This is a genomic window from Pseudomonas sp. P9_31, assembly GCF_034008235.1.
GTDB lineage: Bacteria > Pseudomonadota > Gammaproteobacteria > Pseudomonadales > Pseudomonadaceae > Aquipseudomonas.
Window position 1 is genome coordinate 6,218,799 of record NZ_CP125375.1, and the last position, 14,013, is coordinate 6,232,811.

16 protein-coding genes are annotated in these 14,013 nt (G+C 58.6%); 9 read left to right on the forward strand and 7 right to left on the reverse strand.

The genetic code is table 11. The annotated features are described in order from the left end of the window. The first annotated feature begins 13 nt into the window (after window positions 1-13). The 4 genes from QMK51_RS28190 (at window position 14) to QMK51_RS28205 (ending at window position 2,030) form a co-directional block, all read left to right on the forward strand. A complete protein-coding gene (locus QMK51_RS28190) occupies window positions 14-448 on the forward strand; it encodes a hypothetical protein (RefSeq protein WP_320392722.1) in 435 nt (144 codons plus the stop codon). A gap of 88 nt (window positions 449-536) precedes the next feature. Beyond that, entirely contained in the window at window positions 537-836 is a 300-nt protein-coding gene (gene comJ, locus QMK51_RS28195; protein ID WP_320394577.1) for a competence protein ComJ, read from the forward strand. Continuing rightward, entirely contained in the window at window positions 784-1,023 is a 240-nt protein-coding gene (locus QMK51_RS28200) for a hypothetical protein (protein ID WP_258698233.1), read from the forward strand. Before comJ ends, QMK51_RS28200 begins: the two co-directional genes overlap by 53 nt. 611 nt (window positions 1,024-1,634) lie before the next feature. After that, the gene (locus QMK51_RS28205) at window positions 1,635-2,030 is read left to right on the forward strand and encodes a DUF6124 family protein (protein WP_320392723.1); all 396 of its coding nucleotides are present in this window, start codon (window positions 1,635-1,637) and stop codon (window positions 2,028-2,030) included. A 455-nt stretch (window positions 2,031-2,485) separates the two neighbouring features. Here QMK51_RS28205 and QMK51_RS28210 read toward each other — a convergent pair whose 3' ends face one another. From QMK51_RS28210 to QMK51_RS28225, 4 genes are all read right to left on the reverse strand, one after another. After that, window positions 2,486-3,760, reverse strand: coding sequence for a glycoside hydrolase family 68 protein (locus tag QMK51_RS28210; protein ID WP_258698235.1), 1,275 nt, complete (start codon window positions 3,758-3,760; stop codon window positions 2,486-2,488). Between the two features lie 425 nt (window positions 3,761-4,185). After that, window positions 4,186-4,461: an HU family DNA-binding protein gene (locus tag QMK51_RS28215; RefSeq protein WP_003213368.1), complete on the reverse strand. Its 276-nt coding sequence runs from the start codon at window positions 4,459-4,461 to the stop codon at window positions 4,186-4,188. A gap of 192 nt (window positions 4,462-4,653) precedes the next feature. Continuing rightward, window positions 4,654-5,802 carry an NAD(P)/FAD-dependent oxidoreductase gene (locus QMK51_RS28220; protein WP_320392724.1) on the reverse strand — a complete coding sequence of 383 codons (1,149 nt, stop codon included), beginning with the start codon at window positions 5,800-5,802 and terminating at the stop codon, window positions 4,654-4,656. 21 nt (window positions 5,803-5,823) lie between these two features. Next, window positions 5,824-5,991: a rubredoxin gene (locus QMK51_RS28225; protein WP_237885215.1), complete on the reverse strand. Its 168-nt coding sequence runs from the start codon at window positions 5,989-5,991 to the stop codon at window positions 5,824-5,826. Window positions 5,992-6,190: 199 nt separating this feature from the next. Here QMK51_RS28225 and QMK51_RS28230 point away from each other — a divergent pair, with 199 nt between their 5' ends. Continuing rightward, on the forward strand, window positions 6,191-6,754 hold the full coding sequence (locus QMK51_RS28230; protein ID WP_258698237.1) for a chorismate--pyruvate lyase family protein: 564 nt from the start codon (window positions 6,191-6,193) through the stop codon (window positions 6,752-6,754). Beyond that, window positions 6,754-7,644 (forward strand): 4-hydroxybenzoate octaprenyltransferase, encoded by an 891-nt coding sequence (gene ubiA, locus QMK51_RS28235; protein ID WP_320392725.1) that lies wholly within the window; start codon window positions 6,754-6,756, stop codon window positions 7,642-7,644. Before QMK51_RS28230 ends, ubiA begins: the two co-directional genes overlap by 1 nt. A gap of 115 nt (window positions 7,645-7,759) precedes the next feature. On the opposite strand, the gene QMK51_RS28240 is transcribed toward ubiA, so the two are convergent. Beyond that, window positions 7,760-8,137 carry a hypothetical protein gene (locus QMK51_RS28240; protein WP_320392726.1) on the reverse strand — a complete coding sequence of 126 codons (378 nt, stop codon included), beginning with the start codon at window positions 8,135-8,137 and terminating at the stop codon, window positions 7,760-7,762. 152 nt (window positions 8,138-8,289) lie between these two features. On the opposite strand from QMK51_RS28240, the gene phoB reads away from it, so the two are divergent. From phoB to QMK51_RS28255, 3 genes are all read left to right on the forward strand, one after another. Continuing rightward, the gene (gene phoB / locus QMK51_RS28245) at window positions 8,290-8,979 is read left to right on the forward strand and encodes a phosphate regulon transcriptional regulator PhoB (protein ID WP_007896474.1); all 690 of its coding nucleotides are present in this window, start codon (window positions 8,290-8,292) and stop codon (window positions 8,977-8,979) included. 75 nt (window positions 8,980-9,054) lie between these two features. Next, complete coding sequence (gene phoR / locus QMK51_RS28250; protein WP_258700819.1) at window positions 9,055-10,341, forward strand: phosphate regulon sensor histidine kinase PhoR; 1,287 nt, start codon at window positions 9,055-9,057, stop codon at window positions 10,339-10,341. 123 nt (window positions 10,342-10,464) lie between these two features. Beyond that, the gene (locus QMK51_RS28255; protein WP_258698240.1) at window positions 10,465-11,805 is read left to right on the forward strand and encodes a hemolysin family protein; all 1,341 of its coding nucleotides are present in this window, start codon (window positions 10,465-10,467) and stop codon (window positions 11,803-11,805) included. 116 nt (window positions 11,806-11,921) lie between these two features. Here the strand turns inward: QMK51_RS28255 and QMK51_RS28260 are convergent, their stop codons facing one another. Beyond that, window positions 11,922-12,818: a peptidoglycan DD-metalloendopeptidase family protein gene (locus QMK51_RS28260; protein ID WP_320392727.1), complete on the reverse strand. Its 897-nt coding sequence runs from the start codon at window positions 12,816-12,818 to the stop codon at window positions 11,922-11,924. A 187-nt stretch (window positions 12,819-13,005) separates the two neighbouring features. Further along, entirely contained in the window at window positions 13,006-13,956 is a 951-nt protein-coding gene (locus QMK51_RS28265) for a response regulator (RefSeq protein ID WP_320392728.1), read from the reverse strand. Window positions 13,957-14,013: the final 57 nt, after the last annotated feature.

Genomic DNA, 14,013 nt, shown 5'->3' on the forward strand with positions numbered 1-14,013 from the left:
GCAGAGTTATCATATGAAAGACTTAGCCGATGAAAATCCCGAACTGGCAGACGAGATAATGGCCATAATGGTGTCGGGCAATGAATGCGATGAGCAAAACAAAAAAGATGAAGCCCAAGCCTTGTACCAAAAAGCATGGGACTTGCTTCCTGAGCCAAAACTTGAATGGACACCTCTGTCGTCATGGGTCACAGGTTCTTTTTTCAACCTGCACTTCGACAACGGTGGCTTCGAGGCCGCTAAAGACTGGGCACAAAAGACCCTGGATGGCCGAGAGTCAGATATCGATACAGGTCCGTTGATCAACTTGGGAATGGTCTACTTTGAACTGGAAGATTATTCACAGGCTTATAAATACTTTGACGATGCTTATAGCTTCGGTAAGGCGCGAGCCTTTCAAGAAAGACCAAAAAAATATCTGAAGTTCTATTTAGAGAAAAAAGCCTGAGCAAGGCCGGGGACTCTAGGACCAACGTGCCGGAGAAACCAAGCAGGATACCGATCGAGGTTTATGGATGAAAAAGACAGCTCAAGTTATGGACCTATTAATCTCCCACAGCCAGATTCAATTCCGCTCACGGCCCTTCGACGAAGCCTCAAGCCAATGGGGCGAGGTTAATTTGGAGCAGGGTGCGATCATTCATAGCGATTACGTTGTGTTTGACCCCCTACCCGAAGACGCTTTCGGTGCAAACATGCACCTGAAACTGGAAGACAGCTTCCACCTCGACCCCTGCACCCAGCACCCAGCACCCAGCACCCAGCACCCAGCGCTGCATCGTCGTGCCGTTTCATGTCACAGATCCCAGTCATGTGGAAATTGCATCCGTTGCTGAAAACTTCAAGGTCGAGCTTGATCTAGAGAAACGCGACTATGCGTTGTACTTCGAGGTTTGCGAGGGTGAAGAAATCTCTTACAAAACCACTCTGGTCCCATCAGACAGCAGAGTTCTAGCCAAGTACCTGCTGGACGATCCTTGGGGTGGCGAGAAAGACAAGGTACTGGTAGAGGGACTTTGTTAGACGTTCATCTCTGCGTCCAACAAAAATGGGCACCTGATCCAGTCGGTGTGCTCATTTTTCCAGCTCGCGCTCATCATGTTCCCTCGCCATCCGGTCAGTCGAATCCATCGTTTCTTTATCTACGACGCCCTCGGTCAGTTGCTGCCGAACACAGTGCGGCCAGCAGCCTGCACCACCATTACGACGAACTCGGCAACCTGATTCAGCCCCCCCAATCCTGATCAGAAATGGTTTTCCTGTCGGTCCCACACCAATGCCTGACAGCGCTTGTTTAAAAGCCTTGTAGGTAACATCGTGAAAGCTACAACACCTTGCGTCGTTGCCTACGGCTACGCCAGAATCCGCCGGCTTGTGCGCTTTGGGGTCGGTCGGTAACTTGACTCGTGTCACTGATCGTCAGTGGTCGGGTTTAGTCGCCCGCTGGTAATTGAAGTTGTACAAGCGTCCGTCAGACAGGTACTTGCTACCTGCATTTTGATGGTGGCTGTGCGTAGGGCACCTTTGGGTGCGCCGGCTTCTTCAATTCCCCGGTCCGACTAACCTGCGTACAGCTGCCACCCCTTCGTTTAGTCGGCGAAGTGGTGTCAGCATCACTCAAGGAATTGAAGATCATGTTCAAGGTCACACCTAACCCACCGGACACCGATCCGGTCTCCCCATACGAAAGCCCCGATTCAAAAAAACTCAACGACGCCGCCGAACGCGCCCTCGACCATCACTTCCCGCCAGCCGAACCAAAGCCACCGAAACGCAAAGGCCAACTCTTCAGCGTCTGCCCGGGCATCAACACTGAAGCCCTCCTCGCCAATGCCTCGGAAGATATCTTGTCCATCAGCGCCATCGCCGACGACCTCGCCGACGACGTGGACGGTTCACGCCGCTCCGTAGCCCTGTCGCTCAGCCGCCTGGCCGACGGGGTGCATTTGTTGGTGGAGCGAGCGCTGGATCACCTGAATGAGCCGGAAATAGCAGCGATTCTCGCCAGGAAACAAAGCCGAGTCAGTTGATCCACCAGGAAAGAAAGTACTCCGCCCCCCATAAAAAATGGTTCTTCTCGGAAAACCGTGAAGAACCTTTTTATTGGTGCGCCAGGCATGGCGAATAGCGCCGTAACTGGCGCTGTTTGGCTCACTGTGGTGGTGAGTTGGATGACTTGGAGGTAGAAGCCCTTTACACATCCGGCAAGAGGAGGTGTTAGCCAGAGGCAAGGGTGTCGCGGGTGACTGCGAATCTGAAGGAAACGCGAGACAGAATGCTGGCCTGACGAACAGGAGGCGGTAGCGGAGGGAAGATACCCGTTACTGGCTGCATCCTTGCAGCCAGTAACGAAGGGCTGTTACTACACATTATTCAATGGGGCTTGCGATCAACGTCGCAGTGAATCAGGCGGGATATCTCGATCATATCCACAACGGTTTTTTCATCGACCTCAAACCCGCTGCCTGAAAGCCCTGTATCGATATTATTTGAGCGTGACGTCTAACATCGGCGGGATATAGCCGTAGTCGTACTCGGCCACCACGAACGTCTGCTGCCCTTTTATCTTCATGCCCACCGTCGGTGCCTCAGTGCCGCCGATACGAATCTGCGTGCCGGTTGCGTCGGTCGGTACGCTGTCGATAAAGGAGGTCACCAGGCCGTTGGGCATCACATAGTGCGAGTAGGTCTGGAACGGCTGAGAGGACGGGTTGCCCAGCACCAGGCCGGAACCGTTCAACGGCACGTAAGGGCCGAACAGCGAATCCGCGACAAAACCGTACACCCCATCCGGCCCGGTCACACCGTCGGCATAGGTGAACGTATGGCTGATGGTGAACAGGTAGTACTTGCCGTCCTGGAACACGAAGTGCGGGCGTTCCGTCTGGTCGTTGACCCCCACGGCGGTCAGCAGCGGCGGTAGCATTTCCCAGTCGTCGCCGTCCGCGTCACGGGCCACGGCGATGCCGACACAGGCAGTCTGAAAACGCGAGTTGCCGACGTTCTCATAACCCGGCGGCACATCGCCAATTTCCGCTTCGCCCACCTTGTGCGAGCCGCGCTCGCCGGCCACGTTGCCCTCGAACAGCATATACAGCTTGCCGTCCTTCGGGTCGCGGAATGGCCATGGATCACGGAAGCCCCAAAAGGAGTTCTGTGCTTCGGTCTGGTACATCTTGCCGTCGGCCTCGAACAGCGGCTTGACCTTCTCGAAGCCGACCATGCTGACGCCATGTTCGGTGGTCACCACCCGGCCCCGCACCTTGACGATGCTCGCGCCCGGGGTGACAGCGGTGTAATACAGGTCCACCTCACCCTGGTCGTTCAACAGGATCGGCGTACCGGCCCATTCGCGAGCGGTCGGCGAAACCCCTTCAGCCATCACACGGCCACCGAGTTTCCAGTCCTTGCCGGTACGAGAAAACCAGTAGTACATCTTTGCCCGACCGTGGCGGTCGTTCCAGTCGCGGATGACGTTGTAGTTGCCGTTCTCGTCGATGTACTCCGGGTCGTTTGGATGACGATCGGCAGTCAGGGTGAAGATCACCGACCAGCCATCGACGGACGTCACGTTACCGTCCAAGTCGCGCAGCGGCATGGTGTCCCAGATGAACACTTCGTTGCTCAATACCGGGAAATCCGCGCTGACCAGCGGCTGAGTGGTGGTGGGATCGTCCGCACGGACTTTCAACGCATCAGCGCGGGTCCAGAGGCTGGATTGATGGGGTGTTTTGCCGAATTTTTCAGTGTTGCTTTTCATAGGGTGATACCTCGTCCATGAATGAATTCGAATAAATATTCGATCAAAAAAATACTGTATATACATACAGCGAATTAACCTTAAGGGACTCGATCTTGCGGGTCAAGAAAAAAATGCATTTGTGCATAATTTGATATTTTTCTGAAGCTGATACGTTTCAGCTTGCGAGGTTTCTAGAAGTTTATTCTCGACCAGTTCGGCGACGTTACTTGCAAAAGAAGTGCTTTGAACCGCTGGTCGGTCGAGGGTGCGCGTCATTGATGCAACGGGCGGAAGCAGGCCTGGGTGGATCAGTCAACTGAGTCGGCGCATCCTGCGCAAAGCCCAGCACAAGGCCGTGAAGAACCAAAAAAAATGGGCACCCAACCTCGTTGGCGTGCCCATTTTTTATCTCGCTCACCCGCCAGGCGGGTAGTCGGTGCGTGTTACGGATTAACGCTGTCTTTCAACGACTTGCCTGGCTTGAAGGCGACGGTGTTGCTGGCCTTGATTTTGACTGGCTCACCGGTTTGCGGGTTCTTGCCGGTACGGGCACCGCGATGGCGTTGCAGGAAGGTGCCGAAGCCCACCAGCGTGACGCTATCCTTGCGATGCAGAGCGCCGGTGATTTCTTCGAGAACGGCGTTGAGAACGCGGTTGGCCTGTTCTTTGGTGAGATCTGCTTTTTCCGCGATTGCAGCGGCGAGTTCTGGTTTACGCATTAGTGAAGCCCCTTTGACGGTTTTTTGTTGTTATGTCCGTGCCGTTCTCGTTGGAACAGCGCCCAAGGCGCCGCAGGTGCTCTACTCTGCGGCAGACGGGAGTGAGAATGGCACGCGCTTTAGAGCGGCGCCAGTCTCCCCACGACCTTTGTAGGGGCAAAAACGGGGTGATTCCGACAGAACGACCGCTATTTACGCCAACAGAGCCGGAAGCTCTTTGTTCAGGGCGAGTTTTTCCATCACCGCCGCGCCTGTCAGGGCGTAGCCCAGCAATTTGCCGGCACTGTCACGGCACAGCACCTTGATGTCCGTGCCCTGCCCTTCGACCGTCCACACGCCTTCCGCACCCCGTGGTGGTGGCGAAACCACCAATGGGCAAACCGGGGTTTTCACGGTGATCGGCATCGGGCCATAGCTCACCGTCGTAGGGTTTCCGACGAGGGTCTGAGCCAGCGCTCTCGCACAACTCATGAGGGGCATGACGTACAACAGATTCAGCCCATCGACCTCGGCGCAGTCGCCCAGGGCGTAGATGTTGGCGTGAGAGGTTTTCAGCTGACGGTCGACCACCACGCCGCGATTGACCTGCACACCGGCAGCAGCGGCCAGGTCGATGCGCGGACGCAGACCGATGGCCGACACCACTACGTCGCACGGGATGACTTGGCCGTCGGACAGATGCGCTTCCAGGCCGTCAGCCACTCGCTGCAAGCGATTGAGCACCGGCCCGAGGTGGAAGCGCGCTCCCAGGCTTTCCAGGCCGGCCTGGACCGCAGCGGCCGCCGCCGGGTGCAGCAAGGTCGGCATGACCTGTTCGCAGGGGGCAACCAGTTGCACTTCGTAGCCACCGAGAATCAGGTCGTTGGCGAATTCGCAGCCGATCAAACCGGCGCCCAGCAGCAACACCCGACGCTTGCCGGCCGCGGCCGCGCGAAAGCGTGCGTAGTCTTCAAGGTCGTTGATCGGGAAAACGGCGTCCGCCGCATCACCTTCGATCGGCACTCGCACGGTTTCCGCGCCCCAAGCCAGGATCAGGTCACGGTAGATCACCGATTCTTCGCCGATCCACAGGCGCTTGTGGCCCGGATCGATACCGCTGATGCGCGTGTGGGTGCGCACTTCAGCCTTCAATTGCTCGGCCATGGCACCCGGTTCGGCCATGCTCAGGCCATCGGCGTCTTTATTCTTGCCGAAGCCGGCGGAGAGCATCGGCTTGGAGTAGGAGCGTCCGTCATCTGCGGTAATCAACAGCAGCGGGGTTTCGCCATCGAGTTTGCGAAACTCCCGGGCCAGGTTGTAGCCAGCCAGCCCAGTGCCGACGATCACGACAGGTGCGTTCATTCCTTGTTGCTCCTTTGATTCTTAGTTGATTTCAATCATTTCGAAATCCATTTTGCCCACGCCGCAGTCCGGGCACAGCCAGTCTTCCGGCACGTCCTGCCACAGCGTACCCGGCGCAATGCCTTCATCGGGCCAGCCGTCGGCTTCGTTATAGATCAGGCCGCAGACCACACATTGCCACTTTTTCATTCAGGTACTTCCTCAGATTCAGGCTTTTGCTGGCGCGAACGGTCGATGAGTGAAGCGCTGCCGTCCGGCTCAGGGCGTTTTGTACTGATCGGGGCCGGCAGATGCAAGCCTGTTCGGCGCAACGGCGGGCCGGATCAATCAAAATCGCCGTCTGACATGGTAAGCTCGCCGCCTCATTTGCTGCCAATAATGACTCACTGTGCCGCACTCAAAAGCCCCCTCCCCGACGCCGCTCTGGCTTCCACAAAGCCAACTGACGCCCCTCCCCGACACGTCTACGCTCGATTGGCTGTTCGATGAAGGGTCGCTGACCCGGCGCTTGATCCGCCTGTCGAATGACGGTTTCAGCGTCACGCCGCTGTTCGAAGGCTGGCAACCGCTGCGCGCCGACGAATGTGCCGCACTGGAGCTGGCCGAGGGCAGCGAAGGCTGGGTGCGCGAGGTGTATTTGCGCGGTAACGGCGACGCCTGGGTATTCGCCCGCAGCGTGGCGGCGCGTAGCGCGTTGCAAGGCGACGGCTTGCATATGGACGAGCTGGGCAGCCGCTCCCTGGGCGAATTGCTGTTTTGCGATCAGGCGTTTCAGCGCCGGGCCATCGAGGTTTGTCACTACCCTCAAGCATGGTTGCCGGTGGAGGCTCAGGCGCCTGAACTGTGGGGCCGGCGCTCGCGTTTCGACCGTGGCGCGTTAAGCGTGCTGGTGGCCGAGATCTTCCTGCCGACCTTGTGGCACGCCACCCGCGCCCATCCGGAGAACTGCTGATGTACCAGAGCCTGCTCAAGTCCCTGAACCGCTTGAATCCACGGGCCTGGGATTTCATTCAACTGACCCGCATGGACAAGCCGATCGGCATTTATCTGCTGCTATGGCCGACGTTGTGGGCATTGTGGATTGCCGGTGAAGGTTCGCCGTCATTGGCCAATATTGCGATTTTCGTGCTCGGCGTGGCGCTGACCCGTGCTGGCGGTTGCGTGATCAACGATTGGGCGGACCGCAAGGTCGATGGCCATGTAAAACGCACCGAGCAACGGCCACTGGTGAGCGGCAAGATCAGTTCAAAAGAAGCCCTGGTGTTCTTCGCGGTGCTGATGGGCGTGAGTTTCCTGTTGGTGTTGTGCACCAACGCGACGACTGTCTGGCTGTCGCTGGGTGGTTTGGCCTTGGCTTTCACTTACCCGTTCATGAAGCGCTACACCTATTACCCGCAAGTGGTGTTGGGCGCGGCGTTCTCCTGGGGTATGCCAATGGCGTTCACTGCCCAGACCGGTGAGCTTCCAGCCTCAGCGTGGTTGCTGTGGATCGCCAATTTGTTGTGGACGGTTGGCTACGACACCTATTACGCGATGACTGATCGCGACGACGACTTGAAAATCGGGGTGAAATCCACCGCGATTCTGTTTGGCGACGCCGACAGGGCGATCATCGTGACCCTGCAAGGCCTGGCGTTGGGTTGCCTGCTGCTGGCGGGTTCGAAATTCCATCTCGGCGGCTGGTTCCACCTTGGGTTGCTGGTGGCGGCGGGCTGTTTTGCGTGGGAGTTCTGGTACACCCGCAGCAAGGACCGGATGCGCTGCTTCCAGGCGTTTTTGCATAACCATTGGGCGGGGTTGGCGATTTTCGTGGGGATTGTGCTGGACTACGCGTTGCGCTGACTGCGATTGAACTATAGCAGCTGCCGCAGGCTGCGTTCGGCTGCGCAGCCGAACGCAGGCTTCGCCAGCTGCTACAGGCTCCCCGTGACCAAGTCCGAGGAGCGGATTACACGGGTCAGTGCTTCGGCATGTGCCACATATCTTTGTAACCTTCGCCGTTCTTATCGCCAGGCTTCATGTCCATTTTGTAGGTGTACATCGGCTTGCCGTCATAAGCCCACTGCATCATGCCGTCATCACGCTTGATGATCGTCCATCCACCTTCGGCCTTGGCACCCGCTGGAGCCATCATCGGTGGCCACATCTTGGCGCAATCGGCATTACACATCGACTTACCGCCAGTGTCCTTGTCGAACGTGTAAACGGTCATACCCTTGTGGTCGACCATCACGCCGTCTTTCATCATGGCCGGTTCGGCGGCAAAGGCCACGGACGGCAACGTTAGCGCAGCCGTGACCAGCAGGGCCTTCCAGGATTGAGCAATGTGATTCATGGAAACCTTCCTCTTGTGGTTGTCAGGATTTGGACTTAGAGCTTAGTTCAGGATCGCGACAATCGCAGGGCGGCTAAAATACTGTCACACGACTGCAATAATTCCGTTATCTAATGCGGCGCAAGACAGTTAAATGACAAGAGGATTAAGGCATGGTTGGCAGGAGCATTCTGATCGTCGACGACGAAGCGCCCATTCGCGAAATGATCGCTGTTGCGTTGGAGATGGCCGGCTACGACTGCCTGGAGGCGGAGAACTCGCAGCAGGCCCATGCCATTATCGTCGACCGTAAACCGGACCTGATTTTGCTCGACTGGATGCTGCCCGGCACCTCCGGCATCGAGCTGGCCCGCCGCCTCAAGCGCGATGAACTGACCGGTGATATCCCGATCATCATGCTTACCGCCAAGGGCGAAGAGGACAACAAGATCCAGGGCCTGGAAGTCGGCGCTGACGACTACATCACCAAACCGTTTTCCCCCCGTGAGCTGGTTGCGCGCCTCAAAGCCGTGCTGCGACGCGCTGGCCCGACCGATGGCGAAGCGCCGATCGAAGTCGGCGGCCTGTTGCTGGACCCGATCAGCCACCGCGTGACCATTGACGGCAAACCCGCCGAGATGGGCCCGACCGAGTACCGTCTGTTGCAGTTTTTCATGACCCACCAGGAACGCGCGTACACCCGTGGCCAATTGCTGGATCAGGTCTGGGGCGGCAATGTCTACGTTGAAGAGCGCACCGTCGACGTGCACATCCGTCGCCTGCGCAAAGCCCTCGGCGATGCTTACGAAAACCTGGTACAAACCGTGCGCGGCACCGGCTACCGGTTCTCCACCAAGGCCTGAGCCGACCGCCAGACTTGCTGACAAGGATGCATATTTTTCGTGAACCAAAACTGGCATGGCACCCTGATTCGCCACATGCTGTTGCTGGTCACCGCCTGCCTGGTGATCGGCCTGATTTCCGGCTACTACGGCTGGAGCCTCGCCGTGGGCCTGGGCCTTTACCTGGCCTGGACCCTCAAGCAACTGCTGCGTCTGCACGAATGGCTGCGCCTGCACCAACCCGATGAAGCACCGCCAGACGGCTACGGCCTGTGGGGTGAAGTATTCGACAGCATTTACCACCTGCAACGCCGTGACCAACGGGTACGCGGGCGCTTGCAAGCGGTGATCGACCGGGTCCAGGAATCCACCGCCGCGCTGAAAGACGCGGTGATCATGCTCGACAGCGACGGCAACCTGGAATGGTGGAATCGCGCTGCCGAAACCCTGCTGGGCCTCAAGACCCCTCAAGACAGCGGCCAGCCCGTGACCAACCTGGTGCGTCATCCGCGCTTCAAGGAATACTTCGAGCAGAACAGCTACGCCGAGCCGTTGGAAATTCCTTCGCCGATCAATGATCGCCTGCGCATTCAGCTGTACATCACCCGCTATGGCAACAACGAACATTTGATGCTGGTGCGCGACGTGACGCGTATTCATCAGCTGGAACAGATGCGCAAAGACTTCATCGCCAACGTGTCCCACGAGCTGCGCACGCCGCTGACGGTGATCTGCGGCTACCTGGAAACCCTGCTCGACAATGTCGAGGAAGTGAACCCGCGCTGGAGCCGTGCCCTGCAGCAGATGCAGCAGCAAGGCGGGCGCATGCAGACCTTGCTTAACGATTTGCTGCTGCTGGCCAAACTGGAAGCCACCGATTACCCGTCGGACAACCAACCGGTGTCCATCGACAGCCTGCTGCAATCGATCAAGAGCGACGCTCAGCAGCTGTCCGGTCAACGCAATCAGCGCATCACCCTGGAAGCCGACCCGACAATTCTGCTCAAGGGCAGTGAAGCCGAACTACGCAGCGCGTTTTCCAACCTGGTGTTCAACGCAGTGAAATACACCCCCGCCGAAGGCAATATCCGCATTCGCTGGTGGGGCGACGATCAAGGCGCACACCTGAGCGTGCAGGATTCGGGGATCGGCATCGACAGCAAACACTTGCCGCGCCTGACGGAACGCTTCTACCGCGTCGACTCCAGCCGCAACTCCAACACCGGCGGCACCGGGCTGGGGCTGGCCATCGTCAAACATGTGTTGCTGCGCCACCGGGCACGCATGGAAATCAGCAGTGTGCCGGGGCACGGCAGCACGTTTACCTGTCATTTTGCGCCGGCCCAGGTCACCAAATCCCGCGTCATCAGCGCCGCCGACTGATACCGGCCAGCACTCGCCACTAGTCAATCACCCGGTCAGCCGCTACATTGGCTGACTTGTGCCTGCCCTTCAGGCGCACTTTTTTCTTTCCTTTCGAATACACGGAACCTGCAAAACTCCATCATGGACCCTTCCCCTGGCTTGACCCTCGCAACAATATTCGCCGACTTCGGCATGATTCTTTTTGCTCTGATCCTGGTTTTGCTCAACGGCTTTTTCGTTGCGGCAGAGTTTGCCATGGTCAAACTGCGCTCGACCCGGGTCGAAGCCATCGCTGAACAGCACGGCTGGCGCGGACACATCCTGCGCACCGTGCACAGTCAGCTCGATGCTTACCTCTCGGCCTGCCAATTGGGTATCACCCTCGCCTCCCTCGGCCTGGGCTGGGTCGGCGAACCGGCGTTCGCACACCTCCTGGAACCCGTGCTGAGTGCCGTGGGCGTAGATTCCGCTGAAGTGGTCAAGGCGGTTTCGTTCTTCACGGCGTTCTTCATCATTTCGTACCTGCACATCGTGGTCGGCGAACTGGCCCCGAAATCCTGGGCCATCCGCAAACCCGAGCTGCTGTCGCTCTGGACCGCCGTGCCGCTGTACCTGTTCTACTGGGCCATGTACCCGGCCATTTACCTGCTCAACGCCAGCGCCAACCAGATCCTGCGCATCGCAGGGCAAGGTGAACCCGGCCCGCACCACGAGCACCATTACAGCCGTGAAGAACTGAAACTGATCCTGCACTCCAGCCGCGGCCAGGACCCAAGCGATCAAGGCATGCGCGTACTGGCCTCGGCGGTGGAAATGGGCGAGCTGGAAGTGGTCGACTGGGCCAACTCCCGGGAAGATCTGGTCACCCTTGAGTTCAACGCACCGCTCAAGGAAATCCTGGCGTTGTTCCGTCGCCACAAGTTCAGCCGTTATCCGGTGTACGACAGCGAGCGTCAGGAGTTCGTCGGCCTGCTGCACATCAAGGATCTGCTGCTGGAACTGGCCGCCCTGGACCACATTCCCGAGTCGTTCAACCTCGCCGAACTGACCCGGCCGCTGGAGCGCGTGTCGCGGCACATGCCGCTGTCGCAACTGCTGGAACAATTTCGCAAGGGCGGCTCGCATTTCGCCGTGGTCGAGGAAGCCGACGGCAACATCATTGGCTACCTGACCATGGAAGACGTGCTGGAAGTGCTGGTGGGCGACATTCAGGACGAACACCGCAAGGCCGAACGCGGGATCCTCGCGTATCAGCCAGGCAAGCTGCTGGTGCGGGGCGATACGCCGCTGTTCAAGGTGGAGCGTCTGCTGGGTATCGACCTGGACCACATCGAAGCCGAAACCCTCGCCGGGCTGGTCTACGAAACCCTGAAACGGGTGCCGGAAGAGGAAGAAGTGCTGGAAGTCGAAGGTTTGCGGATCATCATCAAGAAGATGAAAGGGCCGAAGATTGTTTTGGCCAAGGTGTTGATGCTCGATTAAGTCGTCACTGGCTTAAACCGCGTCGATCCCTTCGCGAGCAGGCTCGCTCCCACATTGGAATGCAGTTCAACTGTGGGAGCGAGCCTGCTCGCGAATGCGTCAGACCAGACAACCCATCACTGCTTGCCCAACGCAAAGTTGGGCAACGCGCCTACCGGTTGATTGAACTGGTACGGAATCGACACCAGCCCCAACCCGGTATTGCGCTGCACCACGAAGTGCAGGTGGGGGCCGCTGCTGTTGCCAGTGTTGCCTGACAGCGCCAGCGCACTGCCTACCGTCACCCGCTGACCTTCCCGCACGCTGACCGAACCCTTCTTGAGGTGCAGGTACACGCCCATGGTCCCGTCATCGTGCAGCACCCGCACGAAATTGCCCGACGGGTCGTTGCCGCGTCCGGTCTGGCCATTCTCGGTTTTCACCACCACCCCGCCGCGCGCCGCGATGATCGGCGTGCCTTCGGGCATGGCGATGTCCATCGCATAACGGTTCTTCGGCCCGTAGTGGCTGTATTGGCCATTAGGGCCCTGGCTCAGCCGAAACGGCCCGCCACGCCAAGGCAGTGGATATCGATAGGCCATGGTGGCCCCTGAGGGGTCGCCCAGGGAATACTCGAACCTTGGGGTGTAGACCAGCGGCCTTCCGGCGTTCGTCGCCTTGAGCAGTGCCAGACGTAGGTTACTGCGCGCCGGCATAACCCGACGGATTGGCCGGCTCGGCGCACCGCTGACGTTCTTCAGCCCGTCGAAACTCAGTTCGATCTCGACCGGCGCATACAGGTCGTTACGCACGAACACACTCTCCATGCCCCCCTGCTTCTTGATGTCGAGGTACACCTGCCGCTCAAGGCGCTCGACCATCCGGTCCCGAAAAACGAACACCTTCGCGCCTTTGGTGGGGCGGTCGCTGTAAGAGACCACGCCACTGGCGTCGGTGGACCTGTAGATCGTCATGGCCACAGCCGAGGTGGAGGCCATGAAAAGACCACAGAAAAACAGCAGGCGCGCGAGCATGGGCAAGATTCTGTCGAGTAAGGCCTGGGAAGGAGCCTAGCAGCAGAAGTGGACCTGCGTAGTCGACAGATGTTTCAAAATGGGCGGAAAGCAAAAACAAAAGATCGCAGCCTTCGGCAGCTCCTACACAGGCATTGTGTTTCACCTGTAGGAGCTGCCGAAGGCTGCGATCTTTTAGGAGCGAAGATTACGCGCCAGGAACGAAATGCTTCTGCGCAGTACCACGGGCGATCAGGCGGGAGATGTAGTCAAGCTTCTGCGCATCCTGGTCGACAAAACGGAAGGTCAGTTGCAGCCACTCACTGTCCGGCCTCGGCTCGTGGGCGACGATGGCGTGCAGGTAGCCGTTAAGACGGGCAGTTTCGGCGTTGTCGCCCTGCTCCAGGTCGAGTACGGCGTTGTCGAGGACTTGCGGCAAGGTGTCGGTACGTTTCACCACCAACAGCGCTTCCTTGATGCTCAAGGCCTTGATCACGCATTGCTGAGTACCGCTCGACAGGCGCAGTTGGCCTTGGCCACGACCGCCAGCTGATGCGGAGGCAGCGGCAGGCGCCTTGACCGGCGGGTTGTTGAGCAGGCCGCGAGACGGCGCGGCAGCCTGGGCTGGCGCGGCGGCGGCAGGTTTAGCGAACGGGTTGACCACTGCTGCCGAGGGTGCAACCACCGCCGCTTTGCCGCCGGTCAATGCGCTCAGGGAATCGTTACCGAACGCCGAGTTCATTTTGGTTGGCGCGCTGTTCATCAAGGTGTCGAGCTTGCCAACCTTGTTCAGCGCCTGCTTGACCTTGGTCAGTAGCTGCTCGTTGGTGAACGGCTTGCTGACATAGCCGGAAACCCCGGCCTGGATCGCCTGGACCACGTTCTCTTTGTCGCCACGGCTGGTCACCATCACGAACGGCATGGTCTTGAGGTTGTCCTGCTCGCGGCACCAGGTCAGCAGCTCCAGACCGGACATTTCCGGCATTTCCCAGTCGCACAGAACCAGGTCGAACGCTTCCTTGGCCAGCATGGCCTGGGCCTTTTTGCCGTTGACTGCATCTTCGGTCCGGATCCCCGGGAAGTAGTTACGCAGGCACTTCTTTACCAGGTCACGAATGAACGACGCATCGTCCACGACCAACACACTGATCTTGCTCATCCAACACCCCTTTAAAAATCCCGGCAAGCATAACGCTGGCTGATGGCACTTTGCCAA